General features: G+C 61.4%; 24 protein-coding genes. 10 read left to right on the plus strand and 14 right to left on the minus strand.

Translation table 11 applies throughout. From position 1 onward, the window contains the following. Window positions 1-78: 78 nt before the first annotated feature. The 4 genes from ACVI9W_RS07495 (at window position 79) to ACVI9W_RS07510 (ending at window position 3,831) form a co-directional block, all read left to right on the plus strand. Entirely contained in the window at window positions 79-1,455 is a 1,377-nt protein-coding gene (locus tag ACVI9W_RS07495) for an L-serine ammonia-lyase (RefSeq protein ID WP_461529644.1), read from the plus strand. 28 nt (window positions 1,456-1,483) lie between these two features. After that, complete coding sequence (gcvT, locus tag ACVI9W_RS07500; RefSeq protein ID WP_461529645.1) at window positions 1,484-2,608, plus strand: glycine cleavage system aminomethyltransferase GcvT; 1,125 nt, start codon at window positions 1,484-1,486, stop codon at window positions 2,606-2,608. Between the two features lie 350 nt (window positions 2,609-2,958). Next, entirely contained in the window at window positions 2,959-3,171 is a 213-nt protein-coding gene (locus tag ACVI9W_RS07505; RefSeq protein WP_007931076.1) for a cold-shock protein, read from the plus strand. A gap of 171 nt (window positions 3,172-3,342) precedes the next feature. Beyond that, window positions 3,343-3,831 carry an RDD family protein gene (locus ACVI9W_RS07510; RefSeq protein ID WP_038614331.1) on the plus strand — a complete coding sequence of 163 codons (489 nt, stop codon included), beginning with the start codon at window positions 3,343-3,345 and terminating at the stop codon, window positions 3,829-3,831. Between the two features lie 856 nt (window positions 3,832-4,687). Here ACVI9W_RS07510 and lptG read toward each other — a convergent pair. Then, on the minus strand, window positions 4,688-5,749 hold the full coding sequence (gene lptG, locus ACVI9W_RS07515; protein WP_461529646.1) for an LPS export ABC transporter permease LptG: 1,062 nt from the start codon (window positions 5,747-5,749) through the stop codon (window positions 4,688-4,690). Next, the gene (lptF, locus tag ACVI9W_RS07520; protein ID WP_461529647.1) at window positions 5,742-6,857 is read right to left on the minus strand and encodes an LPS export ABC transporter permease LptF; all 1,116 of its coding nucleotides are present in this window, start codon (window positions 6,855-6,857) and stop codon (window positions 5,742-5,744) included. The genes lptG and lptF overlap by 8 nt, the downstream gene beginning before the upstream one ends. Window positions 6,858-7,143: 286 nt before the next feature. On the opposite strand from lptF, the gene ACVI9W_RS07525 reads away from it, so the two are divergent. The 5 genes from ACVI9W_RS07525 to rlmF all read left to right on the plus strand — a co-directional run bounded on the left by ACVI9W_RS07525 (window position 7,144) and on the right by rlmF (window position 13,556). After that, complete coding sequence (locus ACVI9W_RS07525) at window positions 7,144-8,637, plus strand: leucyl aminopeptidase (protein WP_461529648.1); 1,494 nt, start codon at window positions 7,144-7,146, stop codon at window positions 8,635-8,637. A 51-nt stretch (window positions 8,638-8,688) separates the two neighbouring features. Beyond that, on the plus strand, window positions 8,689-9,117 hold the full coding sequence (locus ACVI9W_RS07530) for a DNA polymerase III subunit chi (protein ID WP_461529649.1): 429 nt from the start codon (window positions 8,689-8,691) through the stop codon (window positions 9,115-9,117). Window positions 9,118-9,122: 5 nt separating this feature from the next. Further along, the gene (locus ACVI9W_RS07535) at window positions 9,123-9,482 is read left to right on the plus strand and encodes a DNA polymerase III subunit chi (protein ID WP_461529650.1); all 360 of its coding nucleotides are present in this window, start codon (window positions 9,123-9,125) and stop codon (window positions 9,480-9,482) included. A 141-nt stretch (window positions 9,483-9,623) separates the two neighbouring features. Beyond that, a complete protein-coding gene (locus ACVI9W_RS07540) occupies window positions 9,624-12,470 on the plus strand; it encodes a valine--tRNA ligase (protein ID WP_461529651.1) in 2,847 nt (948 codons plus the stop codon). Window positions 12,471-12,569: 99 nt separating this feature from the next. Further along, the gene (rlmF, locus tag ACVI9W_RS07545; RefSeq protein ID WP_461529652.1) at window positions 12,570-13,556 is read left to right on the plus strand and encodes a 23S rRNA (adenine(1618)-N(6))-methyltransferase RlmF; all 987 of its coding nucleotides are present in this window, start codon (window positions 12,570-12,572) and stop codon (window positions 13,554-13,556) included. A gap of 97 nt (window positions 13,557-13,653) precedes the next feature. On the opposite strand, the gene ACVI9W_RS07550 is transcribed toward rlmF, so the two are convergent. Continuing rightward, window positions 13,654-13,935: an HU family DNA-binding protein gene (locus ACVI9W_RS07550; protein ID WP_009398256.1), complete on the minus strand. Its 282-nt coding sequence runs from the start codon at window positions 13,933-13,935 to the stop codon at window positions 13,654-13,656. A gap of 408 nt (window positions 13,936-14,343) precedes the next feature. Between ACVI9W_RS07550 and yejK the strand changes: the two genes are divergently transcribed. After that, a complete protein-coding gene (yejK, locus tag ACVI9W_RS07555) occupies window positions 14,344-15,351 on the plus strand; it encodes a nucleoid-associated protein YejK (RefSeq protein ID WP_038614347.1) in 1,008 nt (335 codons plus the stop codon). Here yejK and ACVI9W_RS07560 read toward each other — a convergent pair. From ACVI9W_RS07560 to ACVI9W_RS07610, 11 genes are all read right to left on the minus strand, one after another. After that, window positions 15,332-15,604 (minus strand): GIY-YIG nuclease family protein, encoded by a 273-nt coding sequence (locus tag ACVI9W_RS07560; protein ID WP_232478209.1) that lies wholly within the window; start codon window positions 15,602-15,604, stop codon window positions 15,332-15,334. The two genes, yejK and ACVI9W_RS07560, sit on opposite strands and share 20 nt — an antisense overlap. A 67-nt stretch (window positions 15,605-15,671) precedes the next feature. Next, window positions 15,672-16,142 (minus strand): nuclear transport factor 2 family protein, encoded by a 471-nt coding sequence (locus tag ACVI9W_RS07565; RefSeq protein ID WP_461529653.1) that lies wholly within the window; start codon window positions 16,140-16,142, stop codon window positions 15,672-15,674. A 93-nt stretch (window positions 16,143-16,235) separates the two neighbouring features. Further along, window positions 16,236-17,519 (minus strand): CynX/NimT family MFS transporter, encoded by a 1,284-nt coding sequence (locus ACVI9W_RS07570; RefSeq protein ID WP_461529654.1) that lies wholly within the window; start codon window positions 17,517-17,519, stop codon window positions 16,236-16,238. Between the two features lie 15 nt (window positions 17,520-17,534). Beyond that, window positions 17,535-18,185 (minus strand): FadR/GntR family transcriptional regulator, encoded by a 651-nt coding sequence (locus ACVI9W_RS07575; RefSeq protein WP_461529655.1) that lies wholly within the window; start codon window positions 18,183-18,185, stop codon window positions 17,535-17,537. Window positions 18,186-18,323: 138 nt separating this feature from the next. Further along, window positions 18,324-19,370 (minus strand): histidinol-phosphate transaminase, encoded by a 1,047-nt coding sequence (gene hisC, locus ACVI9W_RS07580; protein ID WP_038614357.1) that lies wholly within the window; start codon window positions 19,368-19,370, stop codon window positions 18,324-18,326. A gap of 2 nt (window positions 19,371-19,372) precedes the next feature. Further along, the gene (gene hisD, locus ACVI9W_RS07585; protein WP_038614359.1) at window positions 19,373-20,698 is read right to left on the minus strand and encodes a histidinol dehydrogenase; all 1,326 of its coding nucleotides are present in this window, start codon (window positions 20,696-20,698) and stop codon (window positions 19,373-19,375) included. 126 nt (window positions 20,699-20,824) lie between these two features. Continuing rightward, window positions 20,825-21,460, minus strand: coding sequence for an ATP phosphoribosyltransferase (gene hisG, locus ACVI9W_RS07590; protein WP_028942845.1), 636 nt, complete (start codon window positions 21,458-21,460; stop codon window positions 20,825-20,827). 107 nt (window positions 21,461-21,567) lie between these two features. Further along, the gene (gene murA, locus ACVI9W_RS07595; protein ID WP_157193967.1) at window positions 21,568-22,833 is read right to left on the minus strand and encodes a UDP-N-acetylglucosamine 1-carboxyvinyltransferase; all 1,266 of its coding nucleotides are present in this window, start codon (window positions 22,831-22,833) and stop codon (window positions 21,568-21,570) included. Between the two features lie 24 nt (window positions 22,834-22,857). Continuing rightward, window positions 22,858-23,097, minus strand: a complete 240-nt coding sequence (locus ACVI9W_RS07600; RefSeq protein WP_028942843.1) for a BolA family protein — start codon at window positions 23,095-23,097, stop codon at window positions 22,858-22,860. A 115-nt stretch (window positions 23,098-23,212) separates the two neighbouring features. Continuing rightward, the gene (locus ACVI9W_RS07605) at window positions 23,213-23,518 is read right to left on the minus strand and encodes an STAS domain-containing protein (RefSeq protein ID WP_461529656.1); all 306 of its coding nucleotides are present in this window, start codon (window positions 23,516-23,518) and stop codon (window positions 23,213-23,215) included. After that, window positions 23,515-24,153, minus strand: a complete 639-nt coding sequence (locus ACVI9W_RS07610) for an MlaC/ttg2D family ABC transporter substrate-binding protein (RefSeq protein ID WP_461529657.1) — start codon at window positions 24,151-24,153, stop codon at window positions 23,515-23,517. The genes ACVI9W_RS07605 and ACVI9W_RS07610 overlap by 4 nt, the downstream gene beginning before the upstream one ends. Window positions 24,154-24,159: the final 6 nt, after the last annotated feature.

The raw sequence follows: 24,159 nt of genomic DNA on the forward strand, positions 1-24,159 counted from the left end.
CGCTCCCACAGGATCCCCATATCCACAGTGGGAGCGGGCTTGCCCCGCGAAACCCTTCACCACAACGAGGGTACGACCATGTCACTAAGCGTCTTCGACCTGTTCAAGATCGGCATCGGCCCCTCCAGTTCCCATACCGTAGGCCCCATGCGCGCCGCTGCGCGTTTTGCTGAAGGCCTGCGTCGCGACGGTCTGCTGGCCGCCACGGTCAGCGTCAAGGCCGAGCTTTATGGTTCGCTCGGTGCCACCGGCAAAGGGCATGGCAGCGACAAGGCCGTGCTCCTGGGTCTTGAAGGCGAGCACCCCGATAGCGTCGACACCGAAAGTATTGCCGCCCGCCTGCACACCATCCGCAGCACTGGACGGCTAAAGCTGCTGGGCGAGCACGACATCGGCTTCGTCGAAAAACAGCACCTGGCGATGATTCGCAAGCCCTTGGCCTATCACCCCAACGGCATGATCTTCCGCGCCTTCGACCGCGCAGGTCTGCAGATCCGCAGCCGCGAGTACTACTCGGTGGGCGGTGGCTTTGTCGTCGATGAAGATGCCGCCGGTGCCGACCGTATCGTCGAAGACAGTACGGTGCTGCCCTTCCCGTTCAAGACCGCCAAGGAACTGCTCGGCCATTGCGCCGCGCAGAACCTGTCGATCAGCCAGATCATGCTGGCCAATGAAGCCGCCTGGCGCCCGGAAAGTGAAACCCGCAGCGGCTTGCTGCGGATCTGGCAAGTGATGCAGGACTGCGTCGCTGCCGGTTGCCGCAACGAGGGCATCCTGCCGGGCGGGCTCAAGGTCAGGCGCCGCGCCGCTGCACTCTATCGCCAACTGTGCAGCAATCCGGAGGCGAGTTTGCGTGACGCGCTTTCGGTGCTGGACTGGGTCAACCTCTACGCCCTGGCGGTGAATGAAGAAAACGCCTTTGGCGGACGGGTGGTCACCGCGCCCACCAATGGCGCCGCCGGCATCGTCCCCGCTGTGCTGCACTACTACATGCGCTTCATCCCCGGCGCCAATGAAGACGGCGTGGTGCGTTTTCTGCTGACCGCGGCCGCTATCGGCATTCTTTATAAAGAAAACGCCTCGATCTCCGGCGCCGAAGTCGGCTGCCAGGGCGAGGTGGGCGTGGCGTGTTCGATGGCAGCCGGCGCCCTGTGTGAAGTCATGGGCGGCACCGTGCAGCAGGTCGAAAACGCCGCCGAGATCGGTATGGAACACAACCTGGGCCTGACCTGCGATCCGATCGGCGGACTGGTCCAGGTGCCGTGCATCGAGCGCAACGCCATGGGCTCGGTCAAGGCCATCAATGCGGTGCGCATGGCTCTGCGTGGCGACGGTCAGCACTTCGTCTCCCTCGACAAGGTGATTCGCACCATGCGCCAGACCGGCGCCGACATGAAAAGCAAATACAAGGAGACCGCCCGCGGCGGTCTGGCCGTCAACATCATTGAATGCTGACACCCTCTAAAGCCCCAAGGAGTCATCAATGTCCACCGAAACACTGCTCAAGACCCCGCTGCACGCCCTGCACCTGGAACTGGGGGCGCGCATGGTGCCGTTCGCCGGCTACGACATGCCGGTCCAGTACCCACTGGGGGTGATGAAAGAGCATCTGCACAGCCGCGATCAGGCCGGCCTGTTTGACGTCTCGCACATGGGCCAGATCCGCCTGAGCGGCGCCAACGCCGCCAAGGCCCTGGAAACCCTGGTGCCGGTCGACATCATCGACTTGCCTGTGGGCATGCAGCGCTACGCGATGTTCACCAATGAACAGGGCGGCATCCTTGACGACCTGATGGTCGCCAACCTGGGTAACGATGAACTGTTCCTGGTGGTCAACGCCGCCTGCAAGGACCAGGACCTGGCCCACCTGCGCAAGCACATCGGCGAGCAGTGCCAGATTCAACCGCTGTTCGAAGAGCGCGCCCTGCTGGCCCTGCAAGGCCCTGCAGCGGTCAAGGTGCTGGAGCGTCTGGCGCCTGCCGTGGCGCAGATGACCTTCATGCAGTTCCAGCCGGTGCAACTGCTGGGTGCCAACTGCTATGTGAGCCGCTCGGGCTACACCGGCGAAGACGGTTTCGAGATCTCGGTTCCCGCCGATAAAGCCGAAGAACTCGCTCGCCGCCTGCTGGCCGAACCGGAAGTCGCCGCCATCGGCCTTGGCGCTCGCGACTCGCTGCGCCTGGAAGCCGGCCTGTGCCTGTACGGCCACGACATGAACGCGCAGACCACACCGATCGAAGCCAGCCTGCTCTGGGCCATCTCCAAGGTGCGTCGTGCCGATGGCGAACGTGCCGGTGGCTTCCCGGGTGCCGCAGCGATCTTTGCCCAGCAGCAAAGCGGTGTTGCGCGTAAACGCGTAGGCCTGCTGCCGCAGGAACGCACCCCGGTACGTGAAGGCGCAGAAATCGTCGACGAAGCAGGCACTGTCATCGGTACTGTTTGCAGCGGTGGCTTCGGACCGAGCCTGAATGCACCAGTGGCAATGGGTTACCTGGATGCTGCCCATACTGCACTGGAAACAGCAGTCTGGGCGATTGTTCGCGGCAAGCGTGTTGCAATGAAAGTCAGCAAGATGCCATTCGTTGCACAGCGCTACTACCGCGGCTGAATCGTTAGTTGAAACTTTGTGTCATGAACGCGTTCGGATTTTCGAATTCGAACGCGTTTTATTACTTTCGAAAAGCTTCGCAGCACACCCTGGAATGAGCAGAAAAAAATCGACCGAACGGCTGCTAAAAGGTAGAGCGGGAGCGGCTTTGAGGGCTTGTTTTTGCCGACAGAGTTAGCGTAGAGTCACTGCACTGTGTTTGCATGGGTCGCTATGGTTCGTGACCTGGGCAGTAGCGCTGAGATTTGCTACAACCCGTTCGACGTCTCTTACTTTCCTGCAACCCAGCCCAGTACTCTTTCATTTGGAAGAAGCTGTTACTAATTCTAAGTTTCAAAGGAAATAAGACAATGTCCCAACGTCAGAGCGGTACCGTCAAGTGGTTTAACGACGAGAAAGGTTTTGGTTTCATCACTCCAGAAAGCGGTCCGGATCTGTTCGTACACTTCCGCGCTATTCAGGGCAACGGCTTCAAGAGCCTGAAAGAAGGCCAGAAAGTGACCTTCATCGCCGTGCAAGGCCAGAAAGGCATGCAGGCTGACGAAGTTCAAGCCGAAGGCTGATCTTCATCAACAAAAAAGCCCCTGCTGGCAACAGCAGGGGCTTTTTTGTGCCCGCTCGGTGGAGGCAGGTTTGCCCCGCGATGGGCGCCTGGCAGGCAAACCGTGTCACAGCGCAACGATTTGTCCGCGTAATTTCGTAGAATGACTGATTTGCCCAAGGAGGGCCCGTGTATGCCCAAGCAGTTGTTGCAGCCCCAGGGCGATTTCCCGGTTGTCGGCCTCGGTCGGCGCCTGGCCGCCATGTTCTACGATTTCCTGTTGTGTACCGCGCTGCTGATCGTTACCGCTGGCGTGTACAAGATGATCCAGATGGCGATCATCGGTGAAGCGCGCATGCGTCAGCTGACCGAAGCCGGTGCCCTGGACGGCGACCCGTTGCTGTCGACCATTCTTTTGTTCGCCCTGTTTGGCTTCTTCGCCAAGTTCTGGACCCACGGTGGGCAGACCCTGGGCATGCAGGTGTGGCGCATTCGCGTACAGAATGCCGATGGCAGTGCCATCAGCCTGTGGCAGGCCCTGCTGCGTTTTGTCGTCGCCATCGCCTCGTGGCTGTGTCTGGGCCTGGGTTTTATCTGGTCGCTGTTCGACAAGCGCCAGCGTGCCTGGCATGACATCTACTCCGATACGCAGTTGGTGCAGTTGCCCAAAGCGAAAAAATAAGCGACACAGAAAGACTTTTCACGGAATCCTTGGAAGGTTGTTGTGGCTGTGAGCTTATCCATTTTGTGTGGCGCCGCTGCCGGCCCCTTCCGCCCTTACGGCGGCCTACTTTTTTCTTGGAAAAAGTAGGCAAAACCGCTCGCTCCTGCATACGGCCCTACGCTGCGCTCCGGGTCCCCTCGCTACGGCACCTTCCGGGGCCACGCGGCCTACGACTTGCTTCGCCAAGTCTACGGCTCGCGTTCTTCGGCTACGCCGAAGGTGCTGCGCACCGGCCCCTACAGGCACCTACGCTCGGCCTCCTGAAGTCGCAGTCCGCGGCGCCCGCACTTGCGTGCATGAAGATCAAGATCAAAAGCGAGAGCGAGAGCGAGCCATTACTGGCTTTACGCGGGCTTGTCCCGCGTTGGCATCAGCCTGGCTGCGCCAGAGTTTGATTTCGAAGATGCGTCAGTGCAGGCGCCACCCGTAACTTTGCGACTTCAGAAGGCCGAGTGGAGGTGTCTGGAGGGGGCTGGTGCGCAGCACCCTTCGGCCTTAGCCGAAGTTCGCGAGCCGTAGACTTGGCGAAGCAAGTCGTAGGCCGCGATGCCCCTGGAAGACACCGTAGCGAGGGGACCCGAAGCGCAGCGTAGGGCCGGATGCAGGAGCCAGCGGTTTTGCCTACTTTTTCCAAGAAAAAAGTAGGCCGCCGTAAAGGCGGAAGGGGCCGGCAGCATCGCCACACAAACTGGATAAGCTCGCAGCCTCAACATCCCAATCCCAATCCCAGCCCCGAGATCAAGCTCTCCCGGAACTCCGTGATGAACCCAAAAAAAAGCCGACCCTAAGGTCGGCTTTTTCATGCCCGCAACGTTTAACCCGCGCGCCGCAACATCCACCAGCCAGCCCCGGCACAGATCGCCGCCGGTATCACCACCGCCAGCAATGGCGGGAAGCCGAACACCTGGCTCGATGGCCCGAGCAAGTCCTGGGCGATACGGAACACGAAGCCCACCAGTACGCCGGTAAAGACCCGCTGCCCCAGGGTCACCGAACGCAGCGGACCAAAGATGAACGAGATAGCCATCAGCACCAACGCCGCCGTCACCATCGGCTGCAGGACCTTGGTCCAGAATGCCAGCCAGTAACGGGCGTTGTTCAGCCCCTGGTCAGACAGGTAGTGGATGTACTGCCACAGCCCGCTGATCGACAGGGAATCAGGTGCCAGCACCACGGTATTGAGCAGTTGCGGCGTGACGGTGACGTCCCAGCGCTCTGCAGGCGCCTTGACCACTTCGGTGTGATCGCCACGGAAATACGTGGTGGTCACGTCACTCAGCTGCCAGTGATCTTCCTGGTACTGGGCACGACGGGCAAAGCTGGAGGTAACCAGGTGACGCTCGTTGTCGAAACGATAGCGGGTCACGCCATACAACAGGCCGTTGGGCTGCACCGAGTTGATGTGCACGAACTCTTCACCCTGGCGATGCCACATGCCGCGCTTGGAGCTCTGGGCCTCGCCGCTGCCCTGAGCCAGCGAACGATCGGCCTGGGCCTTGTTCTCGGTCACAGGTGCCAGGTATTCGCCAATCAGGATACCGGCCAGCATCAGCACCAGCATCGGCTTCATCACCGCCCAGACGATGCGCCCAATCGACACCCCGGCAGCGCGCATGATGGTCAGTTCACTGCTGCTGGCAAGACTGCCCAGACCGATCAGGCAGCCGATCAGGGCGGCCATCGGCAACATGTCGTATAGACGCCGCGGTGCGGTCAGCAGCACGAAATTACCGGCATCCCACAGGGTGTAGCTGTCGCTGATATCGCTCATCTCGTCGATGAAAGCAAACAACGACGCCAGGCCCAGAATGATCCCGAGCACGGCAAGAATGGCCAGCAACACGCTCTTGCCGATGTAACGGTCGAGTTTAACCATGGGCCACCTCCGCACGACGCGCGGCACGCTTGAGGCGTAGTGGCTCCCAATACATCAGCCCGAGGCCGATGAGCAGGAACAGGCCGTGAACCCACCATATCCCCAGACCGATCGGCAACTTGCCTTTTTCCAGGGCGCCACGTACAGCGATGAGCATGGTCAGGTACGCCATATACAGAAGAATGGCCGGTAGCAGCTTGAGGAAACGGCCTTGACGGGGATTGACCCGTGACAGCGGCACCGCCAGCAGGGTTACCACGAACACCAGCAACGGCAACGACAGACGCCATTGCAGCTCGGCACGCTCACGGCGGCCATCGCTGCCAATCAGTTCGGAGGTAGGGATAGCCTCACGATCGGTGATTTCCTCACTGACTTCAGGCTTGGGCAACAGCACGCCATAAGTGTCGTACTTGATCGCGCGGTAATCGGCCTGCCCCGGATTGCCGTCATAACGGTAACCGTTCTCCAGAATCAGGTAGCGGTTGCCGTCGGCACCGACTTCCTGACGACCTTTTTCAGCGACCAGCACCGAAGGTGCACGCTCCTTGGTCTTGTCCTGAGAGAAACGTTTCTCGGAAATGAACACACCCGCCAGGTTGCCGCGGTCTTCGGACAATTGCTCGGTGTAGGTCACGCGGGAACCATCGCGCAGGGTCTGGAATCGCCCTGGCACCAGGGTATCGAATTCGGTCAGGGCGTCCTGCTGGTTGATGATCTGCGCTACCTGGGTAACCCCCTGCGGCGCCAGACCCAGGCTCAACCAGGCGACCAGCACGGCCACCAGGGCAGCCGGCGCCATGGTCATGCCCAGCAGGCGCTGCTGGCTCATGCCGGTGGCCGACAGCACGGTCATCTCGCTCTCCAGGTACAGCCGACCGTAAGCCAGCAGGATCCCCAGGAACAGGCCCAGCGGCAGGATCAACTGCAGGAACCCCGGCAGGCGATAGCCCATGATCAGAAACAGCACACCCGGGTCGAGTATGCCCTGGGCCGCCTGGGCCAGGTATTTGATGAAGCGCCCGCTCATGATGATCACCAGCAGCACGGCGCTGACGGCACTCAAGGTCACCAGGACCTCGCGGGACAGATATCGGAAGACGATCAAACCAGACACTCCTGGGTTGTCAGGCTCGGACAGCCAAACAAAGAATCCATAACAGCCAAGATAGTTGCTGACCCGCCAGAGCGAACCCGCACAAAAGTTGGCGCATTATCCTGTGATTGGCCGTGCCTGTCACTGGCGATGCACAATGCTTCATTAACGGGGTTGTCAGGTCGGTCCGAGCAGGCTCAAACTGGCGGCTTTCTCACTGGCACGCGACCACGCGGCCAGCTCGCTTAAAGTGCCTGCACAGACAGCGCACAAAGACAGATCATTCGGGGAACCTGACATGGAACTGGTTGTAAAAAGCGTAGCCGCTGCATCCTTGAAAACCGCCACGCTGGTGCTCGCAGTCGCGGAAGGCCGCAAACTCGGCGCCAGCGCCAAGGCCATCGACGAAGCCTGCGGCGGTGCCATCAGTGCCGTGCTCAAGCGTGGCGACCTCACCGGCAAGCCGGGCCAGACCCTGCTGCTGCAAAGCCTGCCCAACCTCAAGGCCGAGCGCGTGCTGCTGGTCGGCATCGGCAAAGACAGCGAACTGGGCGATCGCAGCTGGCGCAAAGTGGTTGCCAGCGTGCTGGCGGTGCTCAAGGGTCTCAACGGCAGCGACGCGGTACTGGCGCTGGACGATGTCGCCGTCAGCGGCCGCGATGCCTTTTATGGCAAGTCGCGCCTGCTGGCTGAAACCCTGCTCGACGGTGAATACGTCTTCGACCAGTTCAAGAGCAAGAAGGCCGAACCCCGCGCCCTGAAGAAAATCACTCTGCTGGCCGACAAGGCCGGTGCCGCCGACGTCGAGCGCGCGGTCAAGCACGCCAGCGCGATTGCCGCCGGCATGAGCTTTGCCCGTGACCTGGGTAACCTGCCACCCAACGTCTGCCACCCAAGCTACCTGGCCGAGCAGGCCAAGGGTATGGGCAAAGCCTACAAGGGCCTGAAAGTCGAAGTGCTCGACGAGAAAAAGATCAAGGATCTGGGCATGGGCGCGTTCTACGCCGTTGGCCAGGGCAGCGACCAGCCGCCACGCCTGATCGTGCTCAACTACCAGGGCGGCAAGAAGAGCGAGAAACCGTTCGTGCTGGTCGGCAAGGGCATCACTTTCGACACCGGTGGCATCAGCCTCAAACCTGGCGCCGGCATGGATGAAATGAAGTTCGACATGGGTGGTGCAGCCAGTGTCTTCGGTACCCTGCGCGCGGTCCTCGAACTGCAACTGCCGATCAACCTGGTGTGCCTGCTGGCCTGTGCCGAAAACATGCCAAGCGGCGGCGCCACCCGTCCGGGCGATATCGTCACCACCATGAGCGGGCAGACCGTCGAGATCCTCAACACCGACGCTGAAGGCCGTCTGGTGCTGTGCGACACCCTGACCTATGCCGAGCGTTTCAAGCCTCAGGCCGTGGTCGACATCGCCACCCTCACCGGCGCCTGCATTGTCGCCCTGGGCAGCCACACCTCGGGCCTGATGGGCAACAACGACGAGCTGGTCAACCAGTTGCTCGACGCCGGCAAGCGTGCCGACGACCGCGCCTGGCAGCTGCCGCTGTTCGACGAGTACCAGGAACAGCTGGACAGCCCGTTCGCCGACATCGCCAACATTGGCGGCCCGAAGGCCGGCAGCATCACCGCCGGTTGCTTCCTGTCGCGCTTCGCCAAGGCCTACAACTGGGCCCACCTGGATATCGCCGGCACCGCCTGGATCAGTGGCGGCAAGGACAAGGGCGCCACTGGCCGACCAGTGCCGCTGCTGACCCAGTACCTGCTCGACCGCGCCAACGCCTGAATGAGTGCCAGCCGTCTATGTTCCCGGATGTAGACGGCCGGCAGGCTGACCATGAGCAAAGTTGACTTCTATATTCTGCCCAGCGACGCGCCCTCGGCGCGCCTGGATTTCGCCTGCAAGCTCTGCGAAAAGGCTTGGCGCATGGGGCATCAGGTCTACCTGCACTGCAGCGACGCCGTCCAGCGCGATGAGCTGGATGCCCGCCTGTGGGCCTTCAAGGGTGAAGCTTTCGTGCCGCACAATGCTGCCGAAGAACAGCCTCAGGGCAGCGTGGTACTGGGTTTGGGAGACGATCCCGGTAGTCACCAGGACCTGCTGATCAACCTCGACCTCAAGGTTGCGCCGTTCGCCGCCCGCTTTGCCCGCATTGCCGAGATCGTGGTCGAGGAGCCGACGATTCGTCAGGCTGCCCGAGAGAGTTTCCGTTTCTACCGCGAACAGGGCTATGCTCTGCAGGATCACCGCTTACAGCGACTCTGAAGACGATGGATAAACCCACTCCCCTGCCCCAATCCGCACACCTGCTGGACGACCTTGAGTCGATCCGTCAGCTGCTGGGCGACGAATCCCTTGAGCCACCGCTGCTGACCGACACCGTCGAGGAGCAGATTCCGCTGCTGCTTGAAGAGGCTGAGCCTGCGCCTGTGGTTGCCCCAGCGCCTGCGCCCGAACCGCAGCTCGACCCGCAGGCAAAGCGCCAGGAAACCTTGCTGCACCTGGATGCCGAACTGCGCGCTGCCGCTCAGTTGATCATGCAGGACGTGATCAACGACTTTACCCCGCACATCGAAAATGAAATCAAGCGCCGTCTTGATGCCCGCCTTGAGCGTCTGCTCAACCCGTAATCAAGCCCATCGCGGGGTGCGACGATTCGACTTGCCCCGCGATGTTTTTGCCTCCTGCCATCACCTCATGCTACGCCCCGGCACTTATCCCCGTTATACTGCTCGGCTTTCCTGAATATTTGCCATAGGGTCCCGCCGAGCATGGATAAGACCTACCAGCCGCACGCTATTGAAACTTCCTGGTACAACACCTGGGAATCCGAGAATTACTTCGCTCCGCAAGGCGCGGGCGATTCCTACACCATCATGATTCCGCCGCCGAACGTCACCGGCAGCCTGCACATGGGTCATGGTTTCAATAACGCGATCATGGATGCCCTGATCCGTTTCCGCCGCATGCAGGGCCGCAACACCCTGTGGCAGCCGGGAACCGACCACGCTGGTATCGCCACGCAGATGCTGGTCGAGCGTCAGCTCGAGGCCAAAGGCCAGAGCCGCCACGACCTGGGTCGCGAGAAATTCCTGGAAAAAGTCTGGGAATGGAAAGACCAGTCCGGTGGCAACATCAGCCGCCAGATCCGTCGCCTGGGCTCCTCGGTCGACTGGAGCCGCGAACGCTTCACCATGGACGACGGCCTGTCCGAAGCGGTCAAGGAAGCCTTCGTGCGCCTGCACGAAGACGGCCTGATTTACCGCGGCAAGCGCCTGGTCAACTGGGACACCAAGCTGCACACGGCGATCTCCGACCTTGAAGTGGAAAACCACGACGAGAAAGGTCACCTGTGGAACCTGCGCTACCCGCTGGCTGACGGCGCCAAGACCGCCGACGGCAAAGACTACCTGATCGTTGCCACCACCCGTCCGGAAACCATGCTCGGCGACGCCGCCGTGGCCGTGAACCCCGAAGACGAGCGCTACAAGGCGCTGATCGGCAAGTTCGTCGAGCTGCCACTGGTTGGCCGCCGCATCCCGATCATCGGTGACGACTACTGCGACCCTGAATTCGGCACCGGCTGTGTGAAAATCACCCCGGCCCACGACTTCAATGACTACGAAGTCGGCAAGCGTCACAACCTGCCGCTGCTGAACATCTTCGACAAGAACGCCTTCGTACTGCCGGCCGCCCAGGTGTTCAACCTCGACGGCAGCGTCAACGAAAGTGTCGACGCCACCCTGCCTGCCCAGTATGCAGGCCTTGACCGCTTCATGGCGCGCAAGCAGATCGTTGCCGACTTCGACGCCGCCGGCCTGCTGGTCAGCGTCGACGACCACGCCCTGAAAGTGCCGAAAGGCGACCGCTCCGGTACCGTCATCGAGCCGTGGCTGACCGACCAGTGGTACGTTTCGACCAAGCCGCTGGCTGAACCGGCGATCGCCGCTGTCGAAGACGGCCGCATCCAGTTCGTACCCAAGCAGTACGAGAACATGTACTTCTCCTGGATGCGCGACATCCAGGACTGGTGCATCAGCCGCCAGCTGTGGTGGGGCCACCGTATTCCGGCCTGGTACGACGAGTCCGGCAAGGTCTACGTCGGCCGCAGCGAAGAAGAAGTGCGCGCCAAGCACAACCTCGGTGCCGACGTGGTCCTGAACCAGGACAACGACGTCCTCGACACCTGGTTCAGCTCGGGCCTGTGGACCTTCTCGACCCTGGGCTGGCCGCAGCAGACCGAGTTCCTGAAGAAATTCCACTCCACCGACGTGCTGGTCACCGGCTTCGACATCATTTTCTTCTGGGTTGCCCGGATGATCATGCTGACCATGCACCTGGTGAAGAACGAAGACGGCACCCCGCAAGTGCCGTTCAAGACTGTCTACGTCCACGGCCTGGTCCGCGACGGCCAGGGCCAGAAGATGTCCAAGTCCAAGGGCAACGTCCTTGACCCGCTGGACATCGTCGACGGCATCACCCTCGACGAGCTGCTGGAGAAACGCACCAGCGGCATGATGCAGCCAAAACTGGCCGAGAAAATCGCCAAGCAGACCAAGGCCGAGTTCCCCGAAGGCATCGCCAGCTACGGTACCGACGCCCTGCGCTTTACCTTCTGCTCGCTGGCTTCGACCGGTCGCGACATCAAGTTCGACATGGGTCGCGTCGAAGGTTATCGCAACTTCTGCAACAAGATCTGGAACGCCGCCCGCTACGTGCTGGACAAAGGCGAAGACTGCGGCCAGAACGGCGAAGCCTATGAACTGTCGCTGGCTGACCGCTGGATCATCTCGCAGCTGCAACGCACCGAAGCCGAAGTGACCCGCCAGCTGGATCAGTTCCGCTTCGACCTGGCCGCCCAGGCGCTCTACGAGTTCATCTGGAACCAGTACTGCGACTGGTACCTGGAGCTGTCCAAGCCTGTGCTGTGGGACGAAAACGCTCCGGTCGAACGTGCCCGTGGCACCCGCCGCACTCTGGTACGCGTGCTGGAAGTGGCGCTGCGTCTGGCCCATCCGTTCATGCCGTTCATCACCGAAGAAATCTGGCAGCGCCTGGCGCCGCTGGCCGGTGCCGAAGGCAAGACCATCATGCTGCAGCCGTGGCCAGTGGCCAACGAAAGCCGCATCGATGCCGCTGCCGAAGGCGATATCGAATGGCTCAAGGAGCTGATGCTCGGCGTGCGCAACATCCGCGGCGAGATGAACATCGGCCCGGGCAAGCCGCTGCAACTGTTCCTCAAGAACGCCAGCGCCGAAGACCAGCGTCGCCTGCAGGAAAACGAAGCGCTGCTGAAGAAGCTGGCGAAGATCGAATCCTTCACCGTACTGGGCGAGCAGGACGAAGCACCGCTGAGCGCCACCGCGCTGGTGGGTGATTTGCAAGTGCTGGTGCCGATGGCCGGCCTGATCGATAAAGATGCGGAACTGGCGCGCCTGAACAAGGAAATCCAGCGTCTGCAGGGTGAAGTCCAGCGTGTCGGCGGCAAGCTGTCCAATGCCGCCTTCGTCGACAAGGCGCCGCCTGCGGTGATCGACAAGGAACGCGCCAAGCTGGCCGAGGCCGAACAGGCCCTGGCCAACTTCACCGAGCAGCATGCGCGGATTGCCGCGCTGTAACGATCGCTGACTTCAGTGGCGCTATCGCGGGTCAAGCCCGCTCCCACAGCATTGTGTGGGAGCGGGCTTGACCCGCGATGCTTTTCACCGGACCCAAAGATGACCACACCACTCAAACCGACCCTGCACCCGCGCAACCGCCACCAGGGTCGCTACAACTTTCCCGAGCTGATCAAGAGCAGCCCCGAACTGGGCACGTTCATGATCACCAATCCCCACGGCAAGCCGAGCATCGACTTTGCCAACCCCGACGCCGTCCGGGTGTTCAACCGCGCCCTGCTCAAGGCCCAGTACGGCATCCAGCACTGGGACATCCCGGCCGACTACCTGTGCCCGCCGATTCCCGGTCGCGCTGACTACATCCACGTCGTCGCCGACTTGCTCGCCGATGACAACAACGGCGAGATTCCCCGCGGCGCACAAGTGCGTGCCCTGGATATCGGCGTCGGCGCCAACTGCATCTATCCGCTGCTGGGCCACAGCGACTACCGCTGGCGCTTTCTCGGCTCGGACATTGATGCCACGGCCCTGGCCGCTGCCAAAGCCATTGTTCAAGCCAACGGCCTGGATAAAGCCATCAGCCTGCGCCAGCAAGGCAATCGCAAGCACATCCTGCTCGGCCTGCTCAAAGACGACGAGCGTTACGACCTGACCCTGTGCAACCCGCCCTTCCATGCCTCACGGGAAGAGGCCACCCGCGGCAGCCAGCGCAAGTGGCGAGCCTTGGGCAAAGCCGATCCCAAGCGTAAATTGCCGGTATTGAACTTTGGCGGGCAGAACAACGAGCTTTGGTGCGAAGGCGGCGAAATCCGCTTCGTCAGCCAATTGGTGGCAGAAAGCGCCTCGCTACGCCAGCAGGTGCTGTGGTTCACCTCACTGGTGTCCAAAGCCTCCAACCTGCCCGGCATCCAGGCGGCGCTGAAGAAAGCCGGTGCGCAGGACGTACGAATTGTCGAGATGGGCCAAGGGCAGAAACAGAGCCGCATGGTCGCCTGGACCTTCCAGGACGCCAATGCCCGCCAGGCCTGGCGCCAGAGCCGCTGGTCCTCCCCGGTGGGAGCGGGCTTGCCCCGCGATACGATGTAACTGACACGCCGCAATCGCGGGGCAAGCCCGCTCCTACAGAGGCATAAAAAAACCGCGTCCGGGCAACCCGGACGCGGTTTTTCGAAACTGCTTACAATTACTTGTTTACAGCGTCGGTCAGCACTTTGGCTGGAACGAACTTGACGACTTTCTTGGCAGCGATTTCGATGGCAGCGCCAGTCGAAGGGTTGCGGCCGGTACGGGCAGGACGCTCGGTGATTTTCAGTTTGCCAATGCCTGGCAGAGTGATTTCGCTGCCATTTTCCAGTTGATCAGCAACGATCTGACCCAGTTGCTCCAGAGCGTTACGCGCGGTGGTTTTCGGCGCGTCGATAGCTTCGGCGATGTCGGCGATCAGTTGGTCTTTGGTCAGTGCCATGGTGGTGTTCCTTCCCTATCAAATTCAGTGAGTATGCAGAGTGCTACGTCAGTCATCGAGCCAGACCTGCGGGGTAACCGGCGGTCCGGTGTTACAGCCACGTCATTCGCGTATGTAGATACGTAAAACGGCGTTTGGTTCGACGTGACGCGAGCGGTCTGCCAGCAATGCGCCACACACGGGGCGCAAGACCGGGCAAAACTACCACAGGAATGGATAAATATCCGCAGCTGACCGGCTAAATGTGCAGGTTTTTCGGGGCTTTGCGCGAAAAAACGCAAAAAACTGAACAAAAAACGAACAACCGTCATTTCTGCCAACATCTGGCCGCTGAATCACCTCTGGGCTGAGGTACACTTGGCAACTTTGCAACGCGGCCAGCACCGCCCATTTTCAACCGAGAATCCCATGCCGATCCGTCATTGCATCGTCCACCTGATCGACAAGAAACCCGATGGCAGCCCCGCTGTGCTGCACGCACGCGACTCCGAGCTGGCCGAGTCCAGCGCCATCGAAAACCTCCTGGCCGACCTCAACGACAGCTACAACGCCAAACAAGGCAAAGCCTGGGGGTTCTTCCACGCCGAATCCGGCGCCCACCCGTTCAGCGGCTGGCTGAAAGAGTACCTGGAAGACGGCAGCACCTTCACCGCCTTCAGCCGGGTCGCCGTCGAGCACCTGCAAAAACTGATGGAAGAGTCCAACCTGTCGGTCGGTGGTCACGTGCTGTTCGCCCACTACCAGCAAGGCATGACCGACTACCTGGCCATCGCCCTGCTGCATCACAGTGAAGGCGTGGCGGTGAACGCCGAACTCGACGTCACCCCGTCCCGCCACCTGGACCTGGGCCAGTTGCACCTGGCCGCGCGGATCAACCTCTCCGAGTGGCAGAACAACAAAACTTCAAAGCAGTACATTTCGTTCATCAAAGGCAAGAACGGCAAGAAGGTCTCGGAATACTTCCGCGACTTCATCGGCTGCCAGGAAGGCGTCGACGGCCCCGGCGAAACCCGCACCCTGCTCAAAGCCTTCAGCGATTTCGTCGAAAGCGAGGACCTGCCTGAAGAAGCCGCCCGCGAGAAAACCCAGACCCTGGTCGACTACGCCACCAGCCAGACCAAGGCCGGTGAACCAGTAACCCTGGAGGAGCTTTCCGGGCTGATCGACGAGGACCGTCCACGGGCCTTCTACGAACACATCCGCAACAAGGACTACGGCCTGTCGCCGGAGATCCCTGCCGACAAGCGCACCCTGAACCAGTTCCGCCGTTTCACTGGACGCGCTGAAGGACTGTCGATCAGCTTCGAGGCACACCTGCTGGGCTCGAAGATCGAATACGACGAAGAGGCCGGCACGCTGATCATCAAAGGCCTGCCGACGCAGCTGACCGATCAGCTCAAGCGTCGCAAGGACTGAGTCCCTGCCAGGAGGCCACCAGGGCCTCCTTGGCGCTTTTGCGCAGCTTCTTCACCAGGCGCTCCTGGCGCAGCGCCTCGGCCTTGTCCGGCCAGGCCTCGACGTAGACCAGCGCCACTGCCGGACTGGTACTGAAATAGCGCGCGCCCTGGCCCTTCTGGTGGGCGATGAAACGCCGTTGCGGGTTATCACTGATTCCGCAGTACAACGAGCCGTTGGCGGCACGCACCAGGTAGACATACCAGGGTTTCACGGGAGTTTCGACGGCAGCTTCGGACACGGTGCGGACTATTCGACGACAAAGCCCACAGCTTACCCGTTCAGCGACCGGCCTGAAACGCGCGCAGGCCTTTCAATGCCTGCTGGCGAACCTTGCCCTGGACCATCGGTGTCCAACCCAGCAACAGCCCTGTCGTGCCCAACGCCTGCCGCGACCAGCGCCACAGATCGAAGCTGTCGTGATGCTCGCAGATCTTGCCGTCGCGAAAGACAAAGCGCGCCTGGATATCGTTGACCACCGTGCGCCCGGTCTGGCTGAACAGGTAGGTCGCAACCCAGTGCGCTGCGCCGCTACGCTCATCGGCAGACACACTGTCGAAGGTCAGGGAAAAGTCCTTGGCACGGGTGGTGAGCATTCGCCACATGTCGCCGGCATCCTTGCCGCGCAAGGTGCCGAAGGCCGGGTCGCTGAAAACGATATCATCGCTATAGCAGGCAACCATCGCTTCAGCGTCCAGGCGCTGGAAAGCCTCGTAGAAGCGGGTGATCAAAGCACTGTGGGCATCGCTCATGAGGCGGGTCCGTTTCCGATGGAATAGACCCGCACGATAGTCCGCTCATATGGCAAAAAGCTATGGGCATTTACCTGCTGAATACCTATGGCCTCAAACCCGCTCGCTGACCACCTGCACATGCAGGTTGCGTCCGGCCTTCAAGCCAAAACCGATGGCACCGATACCCAGCACCGCAAAAATCCAGCCGACCGCATTCCAGCCTCCGGTCAGGTCGTGCACCAGCCCGACGGCAAACGGCCCCATGGACGCCAGGGTGTAGCCGACGCCCTGGGCCATGCTCGACAGGTTGGCGGCCACATGAGCATCTTTGGAGCGCAACACGATCAAGGTCAGCGCCAGGGCAAAGGTGCCGCCCTGCCCCAGCCCGAGCACGACTGCCCAGCCCCACAGACCATCGAGCGGCGCATACAGGCAGCCGAACAGACCGGCCAGCGCCAGGAGCATGACCACGACAATGGCCAGACGCTGATCCTTGCCACGCGTTGCCAGCCATGGCGCGCTGAGCGAGCTGATCAACTGCACGATCACCGAACCCGACAACACCAGACCCGCTTGGGTCGGGGACAGGCCACGACCGATGAGAATCGACGGCAACCAACCGAAGACAATGTAGGCCAGCGACGACTGCAGCCCCATGTACAGGGTTACCTGCCAGGCCAGTGGATCGCGCAGCAGGCCGCGTACCCGATAAGCCACATGATGTGCTCCGTGCCCCTGGCGCGCTTGCGGCAGCCAGATCAGCGCCGCCAGCAGCGCCGGTATCAACCAGAAGCCCAGGCCCAGCGACCAGCTGTCGCCGAAATGCTCGCTCAACGGTACCGTGGCCCCTGCGGCCATGGCAGCACCCAGACACAGCGCCATGGTGTAAACCCCGGTCAAAGTGCCCGCATGCTTGGGAAAATCGCGCTTTACGATACCCGGCAACAAGACCCCGATCACACCAATGCTGGCGCCAGCCATGATGCTGCCAACGAATACACCAGTGCTGCCGAAGGCGCTACGCACAGCGATGCCGGCCGCCAGGACCAGGAGGATGCCGAGGATCACCCGCTCGCTGCCAAAGCGCCGCGCCAGGATGGGTGCCAAGGGCGCAAACAGTCCCAGGCAAAGCACCGGCAGTGTCGTCAGCAAGCCGGCCTGAGAAGCGGTCAGGCCGAGGCTATCGGAGACCTGACTGAGCAACGGCGCCATGCTCGACAGCGCCGGGCGCAAGTTCAGCGCGACCAGTACCAGACCAAGCAGCAACAACCAAGGGCGCGTGAGCAGCACCGATTGTTGTTGCACCTGTTCGTCGTCGGCTTCGGCGTCGATCAGCAGTTCTTCCAGCTCCGGCCCGTTGGCCGGCTGGGTGTTTCGAGCAGTGTCATGCGCCATGGCAGCCTCGCAAGGTCAGGATTCGTTGATCAGGGTCCGGCTCAGGGCTTTGGCCTTGTCCGAATCGCGTTGTTCGATAGCGTCGAGAATCTGGCCATGCAGGTCGAAAACCATCTGGCAGCGCGGCGCTTGGCTCAGGTTGTGGTGCACGGTAGCGGCCACTACCCCGGAGAAATAGCGGTACAACTCGCTCAATGCCGGGTTGTGCGCGGCATCCACCAGGCGTTGGTGGAAGATCAGGTCACAGCTGACATAACGCTCCAGGTCAGCGTGAAAATGCTCGCTGCTATGGGCCAGCGCTTCACGCAGGCCTTGCAGGTCCTCGTCGGTGCGGCGTAGCGCTGCCAGGCCAATCGCCTCGGCTTCGAGGATGTGCCGCGTTTCCCGTGCCTGTTCAAGATTGCAGCGGGACAGCGCCTGGACTGCCTGCAAGGGGTCGACCGCGGTGCGTAGATAACTGCCATCACCCTGGCGGACTTCGACCAGGCCACTGAAGGCGAGCACGCGCATGGCTTCGCGCACGGTATTACGGCTGATGCCCAGTTCCGTGGCCAGCTCCGGCTCGGTTGGCAAGCGTTGCCCTACCGCCCAGGCGCCGCTGGCGATGCGCTGGCGCAGTTGATCGACAGCCTGTTCGACCAGAGAACGTTTGATTAGCAAGGTCATGTGAGCTTACATCCAATCATCGGATGAATTTAGACGAGAGAGAATACTCCCCAAAATTGTGTAAAAGCAATCGCGGGGCAAGCCCGCTCCCACAGATCGGTGGGAGCGGGCTTGCCCCGCGATGAATACAAGCCGGAATCAGTTCAAAGCATCAACCAATGCCTGATTCATCTCCGGAGTACCAATGGTGATACGCAGGAACTGGGCAATGCGTGGTTGCTTGAAGTGACGCACGATCACCCCTTGCTCACGCAACCTGGCTGCCAGTTCGCCGGCGTCCTGCTGCGGATGCCGGGCGAAGATGAAGTTGGCTGCCGAAGGCAGTACTTCGAAGCCACGCGCAGTAAGCTCGGCCACCAGCTTCTCGCGACTGTCGATGACCTTGCGGCAGGTTTCGTCGAAGTAGGCCCGATCCGCAAACGCCGCAGCCGCACCGACGATGGCCATGCGATCGAGCGGATAGGAGTTGAAGCTGTTCTTGATCCGCTCCAGTGCCTCGATCAGGTCCGGGTGACCCACCGCCAGACCGACCCGCAAGCCCGCCAGCGAGCGCGATTTGGACAAGGTCTGGGTAACCAGCAGGTTGTCATAACGATCCACCAGGCTGATGGCCGTCTGCCCGCCGAAATCAATGTAGGCCTCATCGACCACCACCACCGTCTCCGGGTTGGCCTTGAGCAGTTGCTCGATGGCCTCCAGCGCCAACAGGCAGCCGGTCGGGGCATTGGGGTTGGGGAAGATGATGCCGCCATTGGGCCTGGCGTAGTCCTCGACGCGGATCTGGAACTGCTCGTCCAGCGCTACCGCCTCGTATGGAATGCCATACAGACCGCAATACACCGGGTAGAAGCTGTAGCTGATATCCGGGAACAACAGCGGCGCGCCGTGCTGGAACAGGCCGTGGAAAATGTGCGCGAGCACTTCGTCCGAACCATTGCCGAGGAACACCTGGTTGCCGTTGACCCCGTAATACTCCGCCACTGCCTGCTTGAGCAGGTCACTGTTGGGGTCCGGGTACAGACGCAGATTGTCGTTCAACTCGCCGCGCATGGCCTCCAGCGCCTTGGGCGACGGGCCATAGGGGTTCTCGTTGGTGTTGAGTTTGACCAGCCTGGCCAGTTTCGGTTGCTCACCCGGAACGTAAGGCACCAGGTCCTTGACGAAGGGGCTCCAGAATTTACTCATGCTCAGTTCCCCTTCTTGTCGGCAACAATGCGGTATTCGGCGCTACGGGCGTGGGCGGTCAGCGATTCGCCACGGGCGAGGATCGAGGCGGTGTGGCCCAGTTCCGATGCGCCCTGCTCGGAGCAGAAGATGATCGACGAACGTTTCTGGAAGTCATATACCCCCAGCGGCGAGGAGAAGCGCGCGGTACCGGAGGTTGGCAACACGTGGTTCGGACCTGCGCAGTAGTCGCCCAGGGCTTCGCTGGTGTGGCGACCCATGAAGATCGCGCCGGCGTGACGAATCTGCGGCAGCCAGGCCTGTGGATCAGCCACTGACAGCTCCAGGTGTTCAGGCGCGATACGGTTGGCGACTTCCATGGCCTGCTGCATGTCACGCACCTGGATCAGCGCACCACGAGCATTGATCGAAGTCTTGATGATCTCGGCACGCTCCATGGTCGGCAGCAGCTTGTCGATGCTGGCCGCCACCTTGTCGAGGAACGCTGCATCCGGGCTGACCAGGATCGCCTGGGCATCTTCGTCGTGCTCGGCCTGGGAGAACAGGTCCATGGCGATCCAGTCCGGATCGGTCTGGCCATCACAGACCACGAGGATTTCCGAAGGACCGGCAATCATGTCGATACCGACCTGGCCGAACACGTGGCGCTTGGCCGTGGCGACGTAGATGTTGCCGGGGCCGACCACCTTATCGACCTGCGGCACGCTCTCGGTGCCATAGGCCAGCGCCGCTACCGCCTGGGCGCCACCGATGGTGAACACCCGGTCAACACCGGCGATACAGGCGGCCGCGAGCACCAGCTCGTTGACCTCACCACGCGGGGTCGGCACCACCATGACCACTTCACCGACGCCGGCAACCTTGGCTGGAATCGCGTTCATCAGTACCGACGAAGGGTAGGACGCTTTGCCGCCCGGTACATACAGGCCGGCACGATCCAGCGGGGTGACCTTCTGGCCCAGCACCGTACCGTCAGCCTCGGTGTAGCTCCAGGAGTCCTGTTTCTGCCGCTCGTGGTAACTGCGCACGCGACTGGCAGCCTTTTCCAGGGCTTCGCGCTGGGCTGCGGTGATGCGGGTCAGGGCCAGTTCCAGGCGCTCACGACCAAGGATCAGGTCGTCGATCGACTTGGCTTCAACGCCATCGAAACGCTGGGTGAATTCCACCAGTGCCGCGTCACCGCGCTCTCGCACGGCTTTGATGATGTCGAGCACACGCTGGTTGACCGCATCGTCAGACACACTTTCCCAGCTCAACAGATGATCCAGATGTCGGGCGAAATCCGGGTCAGCGGCATTGAGTCGGGCAATTGCAGTGGACGTGGTCATAGCGAGGGCCTCAATAAATGGCGAATGCTCAGGCGCCCTAAGCTACCAGTCCATCCGCGCGGGCACCCGAGAAAATTGGCTATGACGCGGATAGATGGGCGCGACAGCGAAGGTCGCGCGCAGGAATCAGCCGCGGTGTCGCGATTCGACAGCCTGGCGCAGGGTGTCGATCAGGCTCTGGATGCGCGCATGCTGCATCTTCATCGAAGCCTTGTTGACCACCAGCCGAGAGCTGATGGTGGCAATCAGTTCCTGGGGTTCCAGGCCATTGGCACGCAGGGTGTTGCCGGTGTCGACGACGTCGATGATCTTGTCGGCCAGACCGATCAGCGGCGCCAGCTCCATCGAACCGTACAACTTGATGATATCGACCTGACGGCCCTGTTCGGCGTAGTAACGCTTGGCGACATTGACGAACTTGGTCGCCACGCGCAGACGGCCCTTGGGCTCAGCGGCGCCGATGGCACCGGCGGTCATCAGCTTGCACTGGGCAATCTGCAGGTCCAGCGGCTCGTAAAGGCCCTGGCCGCCGTACTCCATCAGCACGTCCTTGCCCGCCACACCCAGATCGGCGGCGCCATGCTCGACATAGGTCGGCACGTCGGTAGCCCGTACGATCAGCAGACGTACGTCGTCCTGAGTCGTCGGGATGATCAGTTTGCGGCTCTTGTCCGGGTTCTCGGTCGGCACGATACCGGCTTCCGCCAGCAGCGGCAGGGTATCGTCGAGAATCCGACCTTTGGATAGCGCGATGGTCAACATGGGAAACGTCGGTCCTTATGCGGCTACAGCCGGTCGGGCCTGATGTGGCCCGACCGCATTCAATTCGGTGCAGCAATTGGCTGGCGCGTCCCTGCGCCGGTCACAGACTAGCCCGGTACGCGACGGATCTTCGCGCCCAGCATCTGCAGTTTCTCTTCGATGCACTCGTAACCACGGTCGATGTGGTAGATGCGGTCGATCAGGGTGTCGCCTTCGGCCACCAGGGCCGACAGCACCAGGCTCGCCGAAGCCCGCAGGTCGGTGGCCATGACTGGCGCGCCTTTGAGGGTTTTGGTGCCGGTGACGATGGCGGTGTTGCCTTCGACCTGGATATGCGCGCCCATGCGGTGCATTTCGTAAACGTGCATGAAACGGTTTTCGAAGATCGTCTCGATCACCGCACCGGTGCCTTCGGCAATGGCGTTGAGCGAGATGAACTGCGCCTGCATGTCGGTCGGGAAGGCCGGATACGGAGCGGTACGCAGGTTCACGGCTTTTGGCCGCTTGCCATGCATGTCCAGTTCGATCCAGTCTTCACCGGTGGTGACTTCGGCACCCGCTTCCTTGAGCTTTTCAAGGACGGCTTCGAGGATGGTCGGATCGGTATCCTTGACCTTGACCCGGCCACCGGTGACGGCAGCAGCGACCAGGTAGGTACCGGTTTCGATACGGTCCGGCATGACCCGGTAGGTCGCAGAACCCAGACGCTCGACGCCATCGATGGTGATGGTGTCGGTGCCAGCGCCCTGGACCTTGGCACCCATGGCGTTGAGGAAGTTGGCCAGATCGACCACTTCCGGCTCACGCGCGGCGTTCTGCAGCACGCTGCGGCCCTTGGCCAGGGCAGCGGCCATCATGATGTTCTCGGTACCGGTCACACTGACGGTGTCGAAGAAGAAGTGCGCACCGCGCAGGCCGCCTTCAGGCGCCTTGGCTTTGATGTAGCCACCTTCGACTTCGATTTTTGCGCCCATGGCTTCCAGGCCACGGATGTGCAGGTCGACCGGACGCGAACCAATGGCGCAACCGCCAGGCAGTGCCACTTCGGCTTCGCCAAAGCGGGCAACCATGGGGCCCAGTACCAGGATCGAGGCGCGCATGGTTTTCACCAGCTCGTACGGCGCAACCAGGGTCTTGATGGTACGTGGATCGATCTCTACCGCGAGCTTCTCGTCGATCACAGGCTCAATGCCCATGCGGCCGAACAGCTCGATCATGGTGGTGATGTCGTGCAGGTGCGGCAGGTTGCCGACCGTGACCGGACCATCGCAAAGCAGGGTAGCGGCAAGAATCGGCAGGGCCGCGTTCTTGGCACCGGAAATGCGGATTTCGCCATCAAGACGAACGCCGCCAGTAATAATCAGTTTGTCCATTTGTGTCTCGCCGCCAATTTAGGCTCAGTTGCGCTCAGCCCAGGCTGCGCTGCTGAAAAATTTCATGGTTACCGCATGGATGCTGCCATCGGTGATCCACGGGTTAAGGTGAGCATAGATCTGCTGTTGACGCTTGACCGGGCTCAGGGCCGCCAATTCGTCACTGATCACGTTCAACTGGAAGTTGCAGCCTTCGCCTTCAACTTCGACCCGGGTTCCCGGCAACTTTTCTTCAAGGAAGTTCTTAACTTCTACGGCCTGCATGCTCAACCTCAATCGGCGCCCTGTGCGCGCGGGTCGGCCATCATACAAAAAAGCCCCTCGCCTGCGAACCCCGTAAACGGAGACTCTGACAGAGGGGCCAGTCGCTGGCTGGCGGTCATTGCCCGACCAGCACCTCGTCGAGGTCATAAACCTCGGCGATTTCACGCATATCCTGAGGCATTGCGCGAACCTCGACAGCCTTGCCGGCCGCCTTGCCATCGCGCATGAATGCCAGCAACAGGGACAAGCCGACGCTGCTGGATTTCTCCACCTGCGAGCAATCGAGCACCAGGGCGCCGGCCTTGCACGCCGTGATCAAGGCTTTACCTTCCTTGCGCAAGGCGGGCCCGCTGCGGTAGTCCAGCACCCCGACCAGGCGCAACACGCCTGGCTCGTTCATGGTCACGGCGCTATCACTCATTGCTCTTGCTTCTCGGCAGTTTCCTTGGCCTTGGCCACTTCGCCGGCCCAACCATTGATGGTCTTGTCCAGGTCGTTGCCATTGCGGTTCATGGCGTCAGCGAACTGGTCACGGAACAGCTTGCCGATGTTGATGCCGTTGACAATGACGTTACGTACTTTCCATTCGCCGTTCAGCTTGGTCATGGTGTACTGCACCGGATAGATGGCGCCGTTGTTGCCCTTGACCGTCATGTCGACGCTGGCGCGGTCATCACCGTCCTTTTTCTCTGCGCCGACGGTGATGCCCTGGTTGTTGTACTCAAGCAAGGCGTTGCCATAGAACTGCATCAGGCTGCGCTTGAAGTTGTCCTGGAAGCGCTGCATCTGCTCCGGGGTCGCATTGCGCGAGTACTTGACGGTCATGATGCTTCTGGAGATGCCATCAGCATCGACCACCGGCCCCAGATTGGCGTTCAAGGCATCGTAGAACGCACTCGGGTTGGCCTTGTATTGCTCTTTGTTGGCCTTCAGGTCGGCCAGCAACTGGGTGGTTGTCCCCTGAATCACCTCTTTGGGGGACTGAGCAGCTGCGCCAGCCATCAACGGCAGCGCAGCCAGCAGTACCAGCAAGCCGCGTCGCAGGATAGAAATCATGGAAAC

The organism is Pseudomonas sp. 210_17 TE3656, from assembly GCF_054821965.1.

Excerpts from the sequence above, each read along its gene's own strand:
- ACVI9W_RS07600 (WP_028942843.1), bottom strand. The coding sequence starts at position 23,097 with ATGCAGGCCGTAGAAGTTAAGAACTTCCTTGAAGAAAAGTTGCCGGGA.
- hisG (WP_028942845.1), bottom strand. The coding sequence starts at position 21,460 with ATGTTGACCATCGCGCTATCCAAAGGTCGGATTCTCGACGATACCCTG.
- gcvT (WP_461529645.1), top strand. The coding sequence starts at position 1,484 with ATGTCCACCGAAACACTGCTCAAGACCCCGCTGCACGCCCTGCACCTG.
- ACVI9W_RS07575 (WP_461529655.1), bottom strand. The coding sequence starts at position 18,185 with ATGACCTTGCTAATCAAACGTTCTCTGGTCGAACAGGCTGTCGATCAA.
- lptG (WP_461529646.1), bottom strand. The coding sequence starts at position 5,749 with ATGGTTAAACTCGACCGTTACATCGGCAAGAGCGTGTTGCTGGCCATT.
- murA (WP_157193967.1), bottom strand. The coding sequence starts at position 22,833 with ATGGACAAACTGATTATTACTGGCGGCGTTCGTCTTGATGGCGAAATC.
- ACVI9W_RS07610 (WP_461529657.1), bottom strand. The coding sequence starts at position 24,153 with ATGATTTCTATCCTGCGACGCGGCTTGCTGGTACTGCTGGCTGCGCTG.
- ACVI9W_RS07525 (WP_461529648.1), top strand. The coding sequence starts at position 7,144 with ATGGAACTGGTTGTAAAAAGCGTAGCCGCTGCATCCTTGAAAACCGCC.
- ACVI9W_RS07550 (WP_009398256.1), bottom strand. The coding sequence starts at position 13,935 with ATGGCACTGACCAAAGACCAACTGATCGCCGACATCGCCGAAGCTATC.
- ACVI9W_RS07565 (WP_461529653.1), bottom strand. The coding sequence starts at position 16,142 with ATGAGCGATGCCCACAGTGCTTTGATCACCCGCTTCTACGAGGCTTTC.
- ACVI9W_RS07570 (WP_461529654.1), bottom strand. The coding sequence starts at position 17,519 with ATGGCGCATGACACTGCTCGAAACACCCAGCCGGCCAACGGGCCGGAG.
- hisD (WP_038614359.1), bottom strand. The coding sequence starts at position 20,698 with ATGACCACGTCCACTGCAATTGCCCGACTCAATGCCGCTGACCCGGAT.
- hisC (WP_038614357.1), bottom strand. The coding sequence starts at position 19,370 with ATGAGTAAATTCTGGAGCCCCTTCGTCAAGGACCTGGTGCCTTACGTT.
- ACVI9W_RS07495 (WP_461529644.1), top strand. The coding sequence starts at position 79 with ATGTCACTAAGCGTCTTCGACCTGTTCAAGATCGGCATCGGCCCCTCC.
- ACVI9W_RS07605 (WP_461529656.1), bottom strand. The coding sequence starts at position 23,518 with ATGAGTGATAGCGCCGTGACCATGAACGAGCCAGGCGTGTTGCGCCTG.
- ACVI9W_RS07510 (WP_038614331.1), top strand. The coding sequence starts at position 3,343 with ATGCCCAAGCAGTTGTTGCAGCCCCAGGGCGATTTCCCGGTTGTCGGC.
- rlmF (WP_461529652.1), top strand. The coding sequence starts at position 12,570 with ATGACCACACCACTCAAACCGACCCTGCACCCGCGCAACCGCCACCAG.
- ACVI9W_RS07530 (WP_461529649.1), top strand. The coding sequence starts at position 8,689 with ATGAGCAAAGTTGACTTCTATATTCTGCCCAGCGACGCGCCCTCGGCG.
- ACVI9W_RS07540 (WP_461529651.1), top strand. The coding sequence starts at position 9,624 with ATGGATAAGACCTACCAGCCGCACGCTATTGAAACTTCCTGGTACAAC.
- ACVI9W_RS07505 (WP_007931076.1), top strand. The coding sequence starts at position 2,959 with ATGTCCCAACGTCAGAGCGGTACCGTCAAGTGGTTTAACGACGAGAAA.
- ACVI9W_RS07535 (WP_461529650.1), top strand. The coding sequence starts at position 9,123 with ATGGATAAACCCACTCCCCTGCCCCAATCCGCACACCTGCTGGACGAC.
- yejK (WP_038614347.1), top strand. The coding sequence starts at position 14,344 with ATGCCGATCCGTCATTGCATCGTCCACCTGATCGACAAGAAACCCGAT.